The sequence below is a fragment of the Gluconobacter albidus genome (assembly GCF_002723915.1).
GTDB classification, from domain to species: domain Bacteria; phylum Pseudomonadota; class Alphaproteobacteria; order Acetobacterales; family Acetobacteraceae; genus Gluconobacter; species Gluconobacter albidus.
This window is the reverse complement of the sequence record NZ_BEWL01000007.1, coordinates 22,608-39,213: the sequence shown is the minus strand read 5'-3', so window position 1 is coordinate 39,213 and position 16,606 is coordinate 22,608. Positions and strand designations below refer to the sequence as shown.

Below are 16,606 nucleotides of genomic sequence, written 5' to 3'. Positions count from 1 at the left end.
GAGAGCCATCTCGGTCGAATGCTATACCGGCGGCGGCTTTGAAAACGGGCAGGGACCGTGGGTCATGGTTGAGGTCCGGCGTTAGCGCACGCCCTAATCTGAAAGCCCAGACAGGGTTAAAGACCTGTCTGGGATGGGAATCGATATCAGAACGTCATCATCGCACCGGCCGACATCGTGTGGTCGCTCTCATGAGCAATCCCGTGGGCATCGGATTCCGTATGAGCGTATTCGCCCACGAGCGTGAACCAGTCCGTCAGGTTGTAATAGATTGCTCCGACTTCTGACTGGTTGCGGCGAACCATGGATGGATTGTCTTCACCCGGTGCCTGATAGAGATTGCTGACACCATAGCTTCCGACAATCTTGAGCCTTGGCAGGATCTTGTAGGCCGCCTGAACATAGTAGCCTTCCGAATTGCGCTTGCGCCCTTCGGCGGAAACGCCATCAAAAAACAGACCCGTCGTGCCGAGGCCACTGCCGTAATAGTAATAGGCCACGCCTTCAAACGGTCCGCGCGAAAGCTTTACGCCTACATCTCCGGCTTCAACGGTCGTACCTTTACGGCTGCTACTACCCAGGGTTGCACTGGTCAGGTTCTGCTGGTGCTGAACGAGGAAGCTGCTCCAGAAGCGTGTCGTGAAGCCCGCGATATTGCCATCATACGTGACCTTGCCCTGAAGCATGGGAGAACTGTGCTGGGTGGTGGTCGCAGAAAGTCCGCCGCCTGCGAAGTTAAATTCGTCAAGCGGTGTCATGACACCGACCGAGGCCTGAAAGCCTTTCCACTTCGGCGAGATATAGGTGATCTGCGGAAGCCAGTCAGTATAGACGTAACCGACGCCGATACGGCCCAGAGACGTATTGGCGGGATTGGCGTTGCTTCCGGTGCTGCCAACGCTGAGAAGCGTGGCGTCGTTGAGGATGGCATCCGAAGCAAACAGCGCGATATCGCGACCGAGCTTGACCGTACCGAGTTCGTCGGTTCCCGCAGTCATGAAGACCTGACGGAAATCGAGGCCAGCGGTTCCGAGACCCACCGGGCTGCCGCCGGAATTGGCATTGAAAGTGCTGGGATCGTTGTTGTTGATGCCAGGATACATCCCAAAGACGGCACCCAGTTTGATTCCTTCCTGCACCGTATTCAGTTTGAGGATCAGACCACCCGGCAGAAGGCCGTTACGGACGGACGAGGAATCGAATCCGCTGCTGCCGGTCGAAACGCCGCCTGCGACAGGGCGACCGCCGCTGGGGCTGTTATAGGTGTAATAGGCGTTCACGAAGCCCGAGATGTTGATGTCGATCTGGCCTGCCTGGATCGTAACGCCTTTGCCCGCAACATAGGGCTTCACGCGCACGATACTGTCCGGATTATACGTCCTGCGTGCTTCCATCAGGGAATTGCGAGCATCCTGTGCGCTCGCCGAGGCTTCCATTGCAGCGCGGCGCGCTGCGGAAACAGCGGCAATCGTCGTTACGTCCGGAGGAGCATCGAGGCTGCTGCCTTCGTTCTGGGGCCCATAGCGCATGTAACGGTTGCGATGGCGTGCGGGTGCCGGGGATGTCCCGTCGTCGTCACGTTGCAGCGAGGGGTGCGCGTGATGCTGGTGATGTGACAGCAGTACGTTGTATTCCGAACGGCTCAGGCTGCCTTTGGCGCGAAGGATGTCGAGCAGTTCCGTATAATCATCAGCCCGTGCGATGGTCGGGAGGGCGGAGAGAACAGCAACGCAGAATGTGCTTCCCAGAAGACTCAGGCGGCACAGGGACATAGATGACATATAAACAGCCGCTCCCGCGGATATACCGGTGATCGAGTATGTGCTCTCACCGGCAGAATGGACTACACCGCTTTTCCTAGCGCGAATGGAGACATTCTTCGCAACAATAGGATGTGTTCTCACAAAAAAGTCAGAAATTTAGAGTTTTCGAGCCCATAAGTTGGCATAATATATCTTATACGACATACGTGTGCTCGAGATCCCGCTTCTTATCCATGTCCGGATCCTCAAAATGTGGCATTTTGCCATGTTTAAGGATTTATCCCGGTTTTCGGCTCTTTTGAGCCGGATTTTGAGTCGTAGATCACACGTCAGATGATAAATTCAGACCTGTGGCAAAATGCCATGACTACGGTGATTGGCATTTTGCCATACTCATCTCTCCCCTTTACCCCTGTGGGTTTCTGCCGTTACGCAGGATCTTCCTCCCCTGCGTCACTGAGGCTGCATGACCGAGATCCTTCCTACTTCCCCCCTCATCGAACCGTTTGTCTCCACAAAGCAGCGTGAACTCTGGGGGCATCCCATCGGGTTGTGGGTTCTAACGCTGACGGAAGGCTGGGTCGGGTTTTCTCTTTATGGCATGCAGGCCATCCTCGCGCTTTATCTGACCGACCATCTGCTCCAGCCGGACCATTCCGGGCATGTATTTGGGCTGGCACCGCTAGAGACGTTTGTTTCGGCTTTGTATGCGCCGGTTGGGCCGAGGGCCATGGCCGGCGCCATTACGGGGCTGTTTCTGGCCTTGATCTATGCCACCCCTCTCCTCGGCGGTTTCTTGGCAGACCGCGTGCTCGGCCAGACAAGAACCATTCTGCTCGGGGCTGTTCTGATGACGGCAGGCCACTTCCTGCTGTCATTTGACTGGAGTTTCGTGCTGGCGCTGGGGTTCCTGCTGGCAGGTCTGGGCATGGCAGGAGGATTGCGGGCGCAGGTTGGTGCACTCTATGCCCTGGGCGACCGAAGACGTTCGGATGCCTACCAGATTTACATGATGGGGCTTCAGGTTGCTGTCATCGTATCTCCGGTGCTGTGTGGAAGTCTTGCGCAGATCGACTGGCACTGGGGATTTCTGGCTGCTGGCGTCGGCATGCTGATCGGGCTTGTCGTCTATCTTTTCGGGCGCCGCTGGCTTCCTGCATCAGAAATGGCAGTGCGTGAGACGCCGGATGCCCTGGACGTTTTAAAGCCCACGCGCCCTGCCCTGACATCTCAGGAAAAAAAGACGATCCTGCTCCTTCTGGCGCTTGTTCCGGTCATGGCTGTTGGCGCTATCCCGAATTCGGAAATTTTTGACGGGTATCTGCTCTGGGGGCGCGAGCATTTCCAGCTTCGTCTTCTGGGACACGAGATGCCAGTGAGCGACCTGATCTCCCTGGACGGTTTCATCAGCACCCTGTGTGCCGTGGCAGTCCTCTGGTTTTGGAAGGCCTATTCCCGACGGCGGCAGGATCTTTCCGAAATTGCCAAGGTCGCACTGGGAACGTTTATCGCGGCGTTTGGCCCCCTGATGCTGGCTTTGGGGTCATGGATCAGCCCGGGGCCGCATGAGGTCAGCCTGCTCTGGGGGCTGGCGTTTCACATCATCAATGACATCGGGTTTGCGATGAATTACGCGATCGGAATGGCGCTTTTCTCACGGGCCGCTCCTGTGAGCGTCAATACCATTCTCGTGGCCTGCTTTTCACTGCATCTGTTCCTCTCCAATCTGCTGATTGGAAAGCTTGCGACGCTTCTGGGGCGTATTTCCGATGTTTCGTTCTGGCTGCTGCACTCGGAAGCGGCGCTGCTGGCGGCGGCCATTCTTTGTTTTTGTGCGCTCCGATTCCGCGGCCTGCTTGCTCCCGAAAAAGAGACATCGTCTCCAGATCTTTAAGGAGGCGAAACCAGATGGCGCATCTCTGAGGCGGAAGCCGTGGAGACGGCGTCCCCGTCCAACGTGCGAACCGTGACAGGCATCAGCAGCCCATCCGCTCTTTTCTGGCTACGCTGAATAATCAGACGCTGAACGATCGGGTAATCCCGGATCAGCTTCTCGAAAACCGGTCGCGGAATGGCCAGTAAATGGCTGAACTGAAGGGAGCGGACGGTGCCGGGCATCGTGTCGTTGCGGATGACGGACGCCGCACCGATCAGATCCCCGCTCCCGAACAGGATTTCCTGCTCGGCCAGATTGACCTCAGCCAGTCCCGCGACCTGGGCATACACGACACGGACGCGCTGTCCGCGTTTGAACAGCACCTCTCCCGGAGAAACGAAATGCATCGAAACCTTGGCTGACAGTTTTTGCAATACAGTGTCGGGAACGCCGTTGAATGCAGGGAACGCTCGGAGACGCTGTTCGATGCCACTCTTGAGATTGAAGCGTAGCGGAGCGTCCAGCCGGGCACGCTGGCGTTCGATCTCACGGTGCAGTTCGCGATGAAGCTCTTCGGAAATCAGGCTGTCGGCTTCAAGGGCATCGTATTCCTCGTCCTCAAGACGCAGGGCGATCTGCCGCAGGATGCGACTTTCCAGAGCTTCGGAATAACCTGAATAATGCAGGCGAAGAGTCTCCAGCGCATCGTCCAGCAGCTTGCGCTGGCGGCCGAGCACTTCCGACACGATTTCCGTGATGCGCGGGCCAAGCGTAGGTTCCATACGCTGGCGAACAAAGCGCTGAAGCGAAAGCGAGACGAGATGCGCGATGATGAGCATCTCAAAGCGCTCCATCATGCAGTTCGTCAGGGGCTCATCAATATGCAGGCGGCTGTGAAGTTCCTGCGCGATGCGAAATCGCAGGGAGGGTTGAAGGCGCCGCTTGAGCGCGCGCACATAGCCGTAGCGCCCTTCCAGTCTGGCACCATCCGCCATGGATTCCGCTGTTCTCAGCAGTGTTTCCATCACACGCCGTGACAGTCCCTGAATTCGGAACAGGTCCAGCAGGAGGGAGCGTTCCTGATTGGCGATGGTAATCAGGGCGATGTTGACGCGGTTACGGTCGCTCAGGGCAGATTCGAAATTATTGGCCGCCCTCTCCTTCTCGGCGCGACGCTCGAGACGGCTGATGACACCCGCACGGGTCTGCTCGCTGAAGCCAAGCTCTTCGGACAGTTCCCGCGTTCGTTCGGCAACCTCACCCAATCCAATTCCCACGATCTGCTGGCGGATGGCCTGATCAATGGGCGAAAGCTGATCCAGCTTGAAAAACAGGACCAGAGCCCGCAGCGTCGTGCCGTTGATCAGAAGCGTGATGAGCACGAAGCCGGTGGCGATGATACCGACGAAATGGGCTACAGGGCTTGAAACGCTCTGGTTCTCTGTTACCGCAAGGGCAAGAGCAAGCGTGATGGCGCCGCGGATGCCACCCCAGGCCATCGTGGCCTTAAAGGGGTTGGGAACAGGCGGCGACAGTTTCGTGATGGCCAGAAGAGGCAGCATGCCGAAAATCACGGCCGAGCGCGCGATCAGACCAGCCACACTTGCGATCAGGATCAGCACGAAATCCCATTTCGTCATGCCGATCAGCAGGCGCGGAACCAGCATGGCCGCCAGAAGAAACACGAGCGAACCGGCCCAGAAAACGAGCTGCTCCCACATCTCGTTCAGAAAACGCCAGACCTGTGGGCGGAAGGTTGAGGGCCCGTAAGCGGAAACGGTCAGACCCGCAGCAGCCGTCGCAACTACTCCCGAAAAGCCGAGCATCTCATCACACAGGATATAAACGGCATAGGGGAGCGCCAGCGTCAGTGTGACTTCCGAAGCAGCAGACCCGCCCAAGCCCGCAATCAGCAGCAATGTCAGTCGCGCCAGACAGACGCCAACCACAATGGCCCCGATGAAGGCCGTCAGAAAGTCCATCAGGGCTTCGGTGGGGTGGATCTGATGATGGGATGTGACGGCGGCGAGCAGGATTGAGAAGATCGAAATGGCCGCGGCATCGTTCAGGAGTGCCTCTCCCTCGACGAGGCGTGTCAGGCGTGACGCCGCGCCGATCTCGCGGAAAATTCCGGCCACGGCGGATGGATCGGTCGTGGCGACGATGGAGCCCAGAAGAAGGCAGACGACAAGGCTCTGTTTGGCAAAAGGATAAAGCGCAAAGCCGATTGTTGCCGTGGACACAATGACCGCCACGACCGCCAGAAGAAGGACCGTCGCCGTCTCATGGGCCAGACGGCGCACATCAATGGCCATTGCGCCCTGGAAAACCAGCACGGGCAGAAAAATCAGCAGAAAGGCTTCGCTGTTAACTGGAAAATAGATCAGCGCTTCCGCCGCGCCGTCCAGAAGATCGGTCGCAGACGACCGGACGATCAGAGACGCAACCAGCCCCAGCCCGATCCCGGTCAGGGCCAGCAGGACAGCCTCTGAAATTTCAAGACGTTTCGCGAGAGGCTGAATGATGCTGACAAGCGTGAGCAGGAACGCGAGCGCTAGGAGTACGGCTGCAAGTCCTGTCACCATCATCGTTGTCTCGGCTCTTTCATCAGATCGTCCGCAGACGAGGTGGCATGTTTCAAGTTGGTGTGGCTTCTTCGGAAGTGGCGTTCATCCAGCGCTGGACCTGTCCTTCCGGATCGGAATGGGCGATGAAATCGCTCATCACAGCCACCGTATCCGCTCCGGCTTCAAGGCACTCCGACAGCCGCGGCACCGTAATGCCACCGATCGCTACGAGCGGAACATCGCCGCACAGCTCCCGCCACTCCGCCAGCTGCTTCAGGCCCCTGCCCGTCAGCTTTACGCCCCGAAGCTCCGTGGACCAGACAGGACCAAAGGAAATATAATCCGGCTTGCAGGCCAAAGCCGTTTCCAGCTCCTGCCGGGTATGGGTCGAGATACCAAATCTGATACCTGCGGTCCGGATGGCCTCCAGATCAGCGGTTTCCAGATCTTCCGGACCAAGGTGCAACCACTCATAGCCCAGTTCGATGGCAGTTTGCCAGTAGCGGTTCAGGGCGAGTGACACATTGAAACGGACCGCAAGTTCCTGAGCCAGGAGAGCCTGCGCACGGACGTCCTCTTCAGACAGATCCCGGAGATACAATTCGATGAAGCGCAGTCCGGCTCCACCAAGCCGCTCCACCCATCGGGGCTGGTCAACAACGGCGTAGATCCGGGATGGAAGGGACGACATGACGTTCATACTCCACAGGGCCCGCAGGCAAGGCCGTACCTCTTGAGATCGGGCAACACTGTTACAGTTTGGACCCTACGCGTCCAGAGGCGTGACATCGTTATCAACGCCCTGTTTTCACAAGCGTTCCTGCAAAACGGAAATCAGTGTTTCTGCGGGATGGGACGGACGGATTCCGGCCATGCGCTCGGTCTGGCAGCGGCAGGAAAAACCGGTCGCAAGAACCGGCATCTCAACTTTTCTGGCCCAGTTCTGCTCAAACATATCTCGCGACATCTTGGCATGTTCCGTCTGATGACCGAACAGCCCGGCCATTCCGCAGCAGCCTGCTTTCCCGGCATCTGCCGGAACGCCAAAGTGTCGGAGAATAAAGGCCCAGTCCCCTGCACTCTCCGGTCGGGCAGCCTGTTCCGTACAATGCGAAATCACAGTCATGCCAGAATTTTCGCTGCTGGCCGAAACAGGTTGGAGCGTTCCCTTGACAATCTGCTGCCGGAGAAAAGTCTCCAGTGGAAGAACTGCCGGTATGGGCTGAGCGCCTGCTATGTCCCGGTATTCCTGCGTGAACATGAGGCCGGTGGCGGCATCCAGAGAAACAACAGGAATATCGAACGCGGCCAGTGCCCTGAGTTTCTTCAGGGTTAAGCGTGCCGTCACCCCAAAGCCTTTGCGAAATCCAAGAACATGGCGCGCCTTGCCGTTGTCCCAGACTGGGGTGAGTTTTGCATCGAACCCAAGCTGCGTCAGAAGCGCATGAATCTTCTCGACAAGAACACCATCAAAACTGCCGGTGAAGGAGTCCTGAACCACAATAACAGCGCGGGAATTGCCGCGGTTGCGGCGCAGCCATGAACGGCTGACCTGACTGCCCGTTTTCAGTCGCGCCGGTCTCAGATGCGGCAGATCCACCAGCCCCAGACGGGAGAGAATGGCTTGCGATGCAGGACTGTGCATCAGGAGATTGGCGAGCTTGGGGGCCAATCGCCCTGCCGCCAGAAGCGGTTCCAGCCAGTAGACAAGGTAATCCCTGACAGGCCTGCGGTTCTCACGAAAGTATGTTGAAAGAAATTTGGAACGCATGGACGGAATATCCACGCGGATCGGACATTGCGTGGCGCAGGCTTTGCACGACAGACACGTATCCAGCGAGGCCTTGAGTTCTTCTGTCAGAACGGGAAGCATAGCCCGGTCTGGAGCATCTTCCGGCAGGGAGCGCAGTCTGGTCCAGCTTCGAAGCAGCAGGGCGCGGCCTTTCGGAGACTGCGAGCGGTCTTTTGTGACCTTGTAAGACGGGCACATGGCCATGTCCGGCTCACGATTGAAACAGGCACCGTTGCCGTTGCAACTTACGGACCGGCCGTAAGGTTCACGCAGTGCCGGTGTGATCTCTTCGTCGAACTCGCCCTTAAAAGGGATGCCATCAATCCGGTCAACCGAATAACCCGCACCACCTGGAGCCAGTTTGCCACGATTGAAAATATCTTTGGGATCAAAGACATCCTTGATCCGGCAAAGCTCTGCAAAAAGCGTTTCTCCAAAAAACAGTGGCGAAAACTCCCCGCGGAATCCCCGACCGTGTTCCCCCCAGAGCAGACCGCCATGACGCTTCGTCAACTCAGCCACCGCGTCTGAGATTGGACGGATCAGCGACCGGTCTTCGGCCTTCAGCATGTCCAGAAATGGGCGCACATGCAGGCACCCGACATCCGCATGACCGAACATGCCGTAGGACAGCCCGTAACCGTCCAGAATGTTACGGAACTCGCTGACATATTCTGGCAGGACTTCAGGAGGGACAGCCGTATCTTCTACGAAGGGAACACCCTGCCTGTGACCGTCCGGACGCCCGAGCAGCCCTACGGATTTTTCCCGGAGCGTCCAGAGATTCGCAATGATTTCCGGATCAGAAACTGCTTTATGATCAATGGGTTTGTGAGAGGAGCTCTCAAGGAGCATGATAGCATGAGCCATCTGCACCTTCAGGATTTCCAGATTGTCTCCCACGAACTCGACGAAGCTCATTCCCTTGACCGGAAGGGCTGACGTGTTGCCCAGGACGCGTTCAAGAGCATGCCATGTCACGTCCTGCTGGGCCTTGGCGAGTACTCGGTCATCCAGCACTTCAACGGCTGAAGGGTTGGCAGGCAGAAGTGTCTGGACGTCCTGAAGAGTATCATTGAAGCTGGCATAGCGGACGACGATAAGCTGACGGTATTTCGGTAATCGTCTGACGCGCAGAACGACTTTTTTGGTCAGGGCAAGCGTGCCTTCCGATCCCGCCAGCAGTCGTGCGAGATGAAAGCTTCCGTCTTCGAGCAGGACATTCTGCAGATTGTATCCGGTCAGACCACGGTTCATGTCCGGGAAAACGCGCCGGATTTCGTCCGCACGTTCCGTAACAACCCGGTGGACCTCGCGGTAGGCCTGTGCTGCAAGCCCCGCCCCGTTCATCGCTTCTTTCAGTTTTTCAGCAGTCAGTTGGCCGACTGAAAGATCGCTTCCATCCGCAAGAACGACATCCAGCGTCTCGATATAATCGGATGTCCTTCCATAGATCCGGGACCCTTTGCCTGAGGCATCCGTCGCAATCATGCCTCCGATCGTCGCTCGGGTGGCGGTTGAGACGGTTGGCGGGAAGAAAAAACCATGTGGCTTCAGAAAGGCGTTGAGTCGGGCCAGAATAACGCCCGGCTCAACGGTGACTGTGCCTGTTTCGGCATCGAAATCGAGGATCCGGTCCAGATGGCGTGAGACGTCAACCACGACGCCATCGGTCAGGGACTGGCCGTTGGTGCCTGTTCCACCGCCCCGGATTGCGAGCGTCAGATCACCTTCAGAAGCCGCTTGCACGGCCCGGTTGAGGTCTTCGCCAGTGCGGGGATGAATGACGGCAGCCGGGAGGCGCTGGTAAATGCTGTTATCGGTAGAAGAAACCAGCCGCGAGGAGACCCGCAGGTCGATATCACCTTCAAAGCCCTGCTCGTTCAGCCTTCTGACGAAAGCTTCGCGCAGGACGATTTCGGGGGCGCTGGGGGAAAGGCCTGAATTTCCGGCTGGTGTTCCGGATATTGCGTCTCCACCCATCTCTACGTCCCTTTTAGTGTTTCATGGTCCATACCGTGATAATGAATGAAAAATAAGCTTTCCGGACAGGAAAATTCTTCACTCGACCGTCACGGATTTCGCAAGATTGCGCGGCTGATCCACATCCGTGCCTTTCAGAAGGGCAACTTCATAGGCCAGCATCTGAACGGGAATGGCGTAAAGGATCGGCACGACGAAAGCGTCCACATCAGGCATGATGACGATCTGTTCCGCCACGCCTTCCAGACGTTTGGCCCCTGCGGTATCCGTGAAAACAAGGATGCGCCCGCCACGCGCTTTTGCTTCCTGAAGATTGGACAGGGTCTTGTCGAACAGGATCGTGGAGGGTGCAATGGCGACGACCGGAACGGTCTGGTCAATCAGGCTGATCGGTCCATGCTTCAGCTCACCCGCAGCATAAGCTTCCGCATGGATGTAGCTGATTTCCTTTAATTTTAATGCACCTTCAAAGGCAATCGGCGTGCAGATTCCGCGCCCCAGATACAGGACGTCGCGCGCCTGCGCCACGACGCCAGCCATGGCTTGAATATCCTTGGTCCGGGTGAAGACTTCCGCTGCACGGGACGGCAGATCCAGTAGGCTGGCTGTCAGACGTTCTTCGTGGGCCTGATCCATGGTCCCGCGGGCACGGGCGAATTCGATCGCCAGCGCCGCCAGAACAGAGAGTTGCGCAGTGAAGGCCTTGGTGGAGGCAACGGAAATTTCCGGTCCTGCATCCATGCCCAGTACGAGATCGCTCTCCCGCCCGATTGTGGAGTGTTCGACATTCAGGACCGAGACGATGCTCTGACCGGCCTTTTTGAGGCTGCGCAGAACACCCAGCGTATCCGCAGTCTCGCCGGACTGTGAAATCAGCAGCGCCATACCTTTGTCCGGCTGGGGCGGCTCGCGGTAGCGCATTTCGGATGCGACGTCGATTTCAACCGGAATGCGCGCCAGGGATTCCAGCCAGTACCGCCCAACCATCCCGGCATAATAGGCGGACCCGCAGGCCGTGATCGTGACACGCGGAACCTGTGCCAGATCGAAAGGCATGGGTGGCAGCGTGATGCGCTTTGATGCGGGATCGGTGATCCGCTTCAGCGTCTGGCCGATAGCGACCGGATGTTCATGGAGTTCCTTCTCCATGTAGTGCCGGTAGCCATCCTTGCCGACCTGCCCTGCCATGAAGGTAAGATCCTGAACTGGACGGCTGACTTCAGCACCGGTCATGTCGAAAATTCTGACATTATCGGTCGTGAGTTCGCACCAGTCCCCGTCTTCGAGATAGGTCATTTTCCGGGCCATGGGCGCCAGTGCAATGCTGTCTGAGCCCAGGAACATCTCGCCATTGCCGTAACCGACAGCAAGCGGCGCGCCATGACGGGCGCCAATCAGCAGACCTTCATGATCCTTGAAGATCATGGCGATTGCATAGGCCCCTTCCAGCCGCTTGATGGCCGCAAACGCCGCCTCCCGCGGGTCCAGCCCCTGTCCCAGATAGTCATCGACCAGATGGGCGACGGTTTCTGAATCCGTTTCGGTCCGAAACACGCGGCCTTTCGCTTCCAGCTCTTCCTTGAGGGCCGAGAAGTTTTCGATAATCCCATTATGGACGATTGCGACACGCCCGGCTTCGTGGGGGTGAGCATTGTTTTCAGTGGGAGCACCATGCGTCGCCCAACGGGTGTGCCCGATGGCCGTGGTGCCGTGTAGCGGATGCTCTTTGAGAACGCGCTCCAGATTGTCGAGCTTTCCGGCAGCTCGGCGGCGTTCGATATCGCCGGACGCCGTCAGGGTTGCGATCCCGGCAGAATCATATCCCCGATACTCCAGGCGTCGCAGCGCCTCGAATGCGATCGGGCTGGCAGGCTTGTGTCCGACAATACCGCAGATACCGCACATCAGCCCTGTTCCTTCCGAGCTTTGAGAGACTGTTTGATCTGAAGGCCGCGTCCGGATTTCAGTGTTTGGCGCGTCCGGCCCAGAGCCAGGTCACCGGCAGGCACATCATCCGTAATCACACTGCCCGCGGCCACGAGCGCATCGTCTCCGATGGTCACAGGTGCCACGAGAATGGCGTCTGACCCGACGAAAACCCGCTCCCCGATGACAGTCCGGTGTTTGAAAACGCCATCATAATTGCAGGTGATTGTCCCTGCCCCGACATTGGTGCCGCGTCCGACCGAAGCGTCGCCCAGATAGGTCAGATGGTTGGCCTTTGCGCCCTCGCCCAACTCCACGTTCTTGAGCTCGACGAAATTGCCAACATGCGTGTGTGCAGCACAGACCGTTCCGGGACGGAGCCTGGCATAGGGGCCGATCATCGCGCCTTCACCCACCGTGCAACCTTCAAGATGCGAAAAAGCGCGGATCAGTGCGCCTGAATGGACTGTCACACCCGGCCCGAAAAAGACGTTCGGTTCGACTGTTACATCCGCTTCAAGGACAGTGTCTGTGCTGAAAAAGACGGTGTCCGGTGCAACGAGCGTCACTCCGGCATCCATCGCCGCGTTTCGCAGGCGCGTCTGGAGGGTCGCTTCAGCACGCGCGAGTTCAGAGCGGGAATTGACGCCAGCCAGTTCGTCTTCAGGTGCTTCCACGCAAACAACCGAACCGGCTTTAGCTGCCATTTCAACGACGTCCGTCAAGTAATATTCGCCCTGGGCGTTTTCGTTGCGAACTTCTTCCAGCCAGTTGCGGAAGTCCTCTGCTCCGGCGCACATGACGCCGGCATTGCACAGCGTGATGCCGCGTTCGTCTTCGCTTGCGTCCTTGAACTCGACGATTTTCACAACCTTGCCGTGATCTTCGATAATCCTGCCATAACGTCCCGGTACAGCCGGACGCATTCCCAGCAACGCCAGACTGGCCCCCTGTCTGCGGGCCGCGAGCAGGCGTTCCATGGTCTCTGCGGTAATCAGCGGATTATCGGCATAAAGAACAGCGATATCCCCATCCCCAAACAGGTCCCGCGCTGCATTGGCCGCATGGGCCGTGCCGAGCCGTTGAGTCTGCGTGGCAGTCCTGAACGGACGAACAGCCTGTTCGAGTTCCGGCATGTCCGGTCCCGTGACGACGACCACATCGTCGAAGACCTGCCGGGCGGTTGTGATGAGATGGTTGATCATGGGCTGGTTGCCCAGACGATGAAGTGCCTTTGGCAGGCTGGATTTCATGCGTGTGCCGAGGCCCGCAGCAAGAATGATGGCGGTGGTGCAATGGGTTGTGTCGGTCATGTCCTGCCCGGGGTATCCAAACCACGGGTTCGCGTCAAATGAAGCCCGCAGACTGTGTCATCACTTCGAATTGCCGATTATTGCAATTCGTTCGAGTACTCGCTCACGGAGCCACGGCATGCTGCATGACGACCATGACGTGACCGAGTTTGGGATGATTGAACTCGATCCGCACCGGAACAATTCCCAGACCGTCGATCTTTCTGAACCAGACAGCACCTGGCTGGGGAGCAGCCAGTTTTTCCCTGTTCGGAGAGTCCTTGATGAACCCTGCAACCTGGCGACCAACGAAATCGCACCGCATGGCCTGACCGGAATAGGCTTCGTCCTGACCCTGCGGGATATCGACCATGACGGGGCCGTGCACCACCATCTGTGTCAGTCGGAGGCCATCGAAAATGACCTGCGAGCCATCGCATTTTCCTGTTGTCGCAAGGGAATGTAGCAGATGCGCCATGCCGCTCAAGGTATCGACCGTGTGAGGCAGCAAATCTGCAGGAATAGGTTCGCGATCGGTTTCCGGTGGCTGGAGGTCCACCACCTTCGGAGTATCGTTCGAGAACTCCAGCCGGACATGCCTGTTTTTGCCGCGCGAAATGCCACCGCTGTCAAACAGCACCGGTTGCACATTGCCGTCCGGAATGAATTGCCCCTGCACATGCGACGTCACATCCATCGTTACGAACCAGCTGATCAGGCCTGCCGGCTTGATCTGGGTGCTGCCGCCATAGCCCCAAGGCTGGAGCTGATAGGACGTCTTGGCGTTCAGAACGTGAAAGCCCTTGATATAGACAGCATAAGTCGCGTTGACCTGCGGCTCAGCTCGGGCTGAACCACAAGCCAGTCCCGTCATCAGGGCAAGGCTGACTGCGACTGCAAAAGCCTTAAACGTCAAGATTGGCAACTTTCAGGGCATTACCGACGATAAAGTCCCTGCGCGGCTCCACGACATCCCCCATCAGCGTCGAGAAAACCTGACCGGCATCTTCGACATCCCCGATCCTGACCTGCAACAGGGTCCGCGTCGAAGGATCGAGCGTTGTGTGCCACAGCTGCTCGTCATTCATCTCGCCCAGTCCCTTGAACCGGTTGATGGTCAGTCCGCGACGTCCCTGAAGCAAAATACGCTCCATGACAGCTGCGGGACCGAACAGTTCGTAGGACGTGGGATCAAGTGTCAGGGTGACGGGTTTTGCAAAATCACGGGCCAGACGCTCCCATTCCGAAACCAGCCAGCGGGATTCCACCGAGCGCAGGAGCGAAGGCTCGATGCGGTACACTTCGCCCACGCCGCGGACGGAACGCGCGCATTCCAGGCCGGTTTCTGAAATGGAGACTTTCCAGCCGCGTTCGTTGGGCAGTGAGGCACCATCAAGCCGCTGCTGGAATTCCGCCATGCGCGAGGTCGCCACAGCGATATTGCTGTCCAAAACGCCGGAAATGGCTGCCTGCTCCATGACCCAGACCGGCACCTTGGAGGCAATGCTCTGAAGGCGACGGGCCGCAGTCGACATGAATGTGATTTCTTCGGCCAGCGCCTCGCCCGTAAGTTCCCGACCGACAGCAAAACGCAAGGTTGCATTCGTCAGCGCCTTGTCCAGAAGGTACTGTTCAAGAGCGGCGTCATCCTTGAGGTAGCGCTCTTCCTGACCACGCTTGGCGCGATAGAGCGGTGGCTGGGCAATGTAGAGATAGCCCTGCTCGATCAGTTCCGGCATCTGGCGGAAGAAGAACGTCAGCAGCAGTGTACGGATATGCGAGCCGTCGACGTCAGCATCGGTCATGATAACGATCTTGTGGTAACGCAGCTTTTCGGCCGAGAAACCACCCTGATCAACTTCACCGCGGCCAATGCCGGTGCCAAGAGCCGTAATCAGCGTACCGATTTCCGCAGAGCCCAGCATCCGGTCAAAGCGCGCGCGTTCTACGTTCAGGATCTTGCCACGCAGCGGCAGGATGGCCTGGAAGCGACGGTCCCGGCCCTGCTTGGCCGTGCCGCCTGCAGAGTCACCCTCGACGATGAAGATTTCAGCCTTGGACGCATCGCGCTCCTGACAGTCCGCGAGCTTTCCCGGAAGCGACGAAACATCCAGCACGCCCTTGCGGCGCGTCAGTTCACGCGCACGACGGGCGGCCTCACGGGCGCTGGCGGCGTCGATGATTTTGGCGACGATCGCCTTGGCTTCCTTGGGATGGGTCTCGAACCAGTGAGAGATCGCATCCGAGGCAGCTGCGTGCACAACGGGCTGGACTTCGGACGAGACCAGCTTGTCCTTCGTCTGGGACGAGAACTTCGGATCCGGTACCTTGACGGACAGCACGGCTGTCATGCCTTCACGCATGTCTTCGCCCGTCAGCGAGCCCGCCTCACGCTTGGCCACCCCTTCGGCATACTTGCCCACAACGCGGGTCAGAGCCTGACGGAAGCCCGCCAGATGCGTACCGCCATCGCGCTGTGGGATGTTGTTCGTGAAGCACAGCATCGTCTCGTGATAGCTGTCGTTCCAGGTTAGTGCGAACTCGACGCGAATGCCGCTTTCCGGATTGTCGATCTCGCCCACGATCGGTGGCGTGACGATGGAAGTTTTTGAAGAATCAAGCCATTCCGCGAAAGCGCTCAGGCCGCCTTCATAATGAAAACGCAGTTCCTTTGGCTCTGCATGACGCTCATCGCGCAGGATGATCAGCATGCCGGAGTTCAGGAACGCCAGTTCGCGGACACGGCGTTCAAGAATGGAGAGTTCGAAATCGACCTTCGTAAAGGTCTGCTTGCTGGGTTTGAACGTGACCAGAGTGCCACGGTCTTCCGTGGACGGACCGATGACGTGCAGGGCTTCATCGCGTTCGCCATGCTGAAAGCGGATCTTGTGCTCCAGACCATTGCGCCAGATGAGCACCTCCATCCATTCGGACAGGGCATTCACCACGGCCGCACCCACGCCATGCAAACCGCCGGAAACCTTGTAGGAATTCTGATTGAACTTGCCGCCCGCATGGAGCTTGGTCAGCACGACCTCAGCCGCGCTGATGCCCTCTTCAGGATGCAGATCGGTAGGAATACCACGGCCATTGTCGCGGACCGAGACGGAACCATCGCCGTTCAGGGTCAGGATGCAGTATGTCGCGTGCCCGGCCTGGGCTTCATCGACGGCATTGTCGATGATCTCGAAAACCATGTGGTGCAGGCCCGAGCCATCGTCCGTGTCGCCGATATACATGCCCGGACGTTTGCGGACGGCATCCAGCCCCTTGAGTACCGAAATGGACGACGCGCCGTAATCTTCACCGTCTGCGCCTGGGGTCTCGGGCTGGTTCTGGGTCTCTGACATGCGCGTGACGGTCTCCGTGGTACTCTGAAAAACTGTTGGGTCAGTATAGCCTGCGCC

The 16,606-nt window shown here is 58.2% G+C and carries 9 protein-coding genes; 1 reads left to right on the top strand and 8 read right to left on the bottom strand.

Annotated elements, in window-relative coordinates:
- Window positions 1-146: 146 nt before the first annotated feature.
- Window positions 147-1,772, bottom strand: coding sequence for a porin family protein (locus tag GAL01_RS15985; protein WP_062031394.1), 1,626 nt, complete (start codon window positions 1,770-1,772; stop codon window positions 147-149).
- 457 nt (window positions 1,773-2,229) lie between these two features.
- Between GAL01_RS15985 and GAL01_RS09390 the strand changes: the two genes are divergently transcribed.
- Window positions 2,230-3,657, top strand: a complete 1,428-nt coding sequence (locus GAL01_RS09390; protein ID WP_062031391.1) for a peptide MFS transporter — start codon at window positions 2,230-2,232, stop codon at window positions 3,655-3,657.
- Here the strand turns inward: GAL01_RS09390 and GAL01_RS09385 are convergent.
- The 7 genes from GAL01_RS09385 to gyrB all read right to left on the bottom strand — a co-directional run bounded on the left by GAL01_RS09385 (window position 3,654) and on the right by gyrB (window position 16,549).
- Window positions 3,654-6,227, bottom strand: coding sequence for a cation:proton antiporter (locus GAL01_RS09385; RefSeq protein WP_062031388.1), 2,574 nt, complete (start codon window positions 6,225-6,227; stop codon window positions 3,654-3,656). The genes GAL01_RS09390 and GAL01_RS09385 overlap by 4 nt on opposite strands.
- A 49-nt stretch (window positions 6,228-6,276) precedes the next feature.
- Window positions 6,277-6,897, bottom strand: coding sequence for a thiamine phosphate synthase (locus tag GAL01_RS09380; RefSeq protein WP_062031548.1), 621 nt, complete (start codon window positions 6,895-6,897; stop codon window positions 6,277-6,279).
- Window positions 6,898-7,014: 117 nt separating this feature from the next.
- On the bottom strand, window positions 7,015-9,981 hold the full coding sequence (locus tag GAL01_RS09375) for an FAD-binding and (Fe-S)-binding domain-containing protein (protein WP_062031383.1): 2,967 nt from the start codon (window positions 9,979-9,981) through the stop codon (window positions 7,015-7,017).
- Window positions 9,982-10,059: 78 nt separating this feature from the next.
- Window positions 10,060-11,886, bottom strand: coding sequence for a glutamine--fructose-6-phosphate transaminase (isomerizing) (gene glmS / locus GAL01_RS09370; RefSeq protein WP_062031380.1), 1,827 nt, complete (start codon window positions 11,884-11,886; stop codon window positions 10,060-10,062).
- The gene (gene glmU / locus GAL01_RS09365) at window positions 11,886-13,220 is read right to left on the bottom strand and encodes a bifunctional UDP-N-acetylglucosamine diphosphorylase/glucosamine-1-phosphate N-acetyltransferase GlmU (RefSeq protein WP_062031376.1); all 1,335 of its coding nucleotides are present in this window, start codon (window positions 13,218-13,220) and stop codon (window positions 11,886-11,888) included. Before glmU ends, glmS begins: the two co-directional genes overlap by 1 nt.
- 103 nt (window positions 13,221-13,323) lie before the next feature.
- Entirely contained in the window at window positions 13,324-14,115 is a 792-nt protein-coding gene (locus tag GAL01_RS09360; RefSeq protein ID WP_062031372.1) for a DUF3108 domain-containing protein, read from the bottom strand.
- Window positions 14,105-16,549, bottom strand: a complete 2,445-nt coding sequence (gene gyrB / locus GAL01_RS09355; protein ID WP_062031368.1) for a DNA topoisomerase (ATP-hydrolyzing) subunit B — start codon at window positions 16,547-16,549, stop codon at window positions 14,105-14,107. Before gyrB ends, GAL01_RS09360 begins: the two co-directional genes overlap by 11 nt.
- Window positions 16,550-16,606 lie beyond the last annotated feature (57 nt).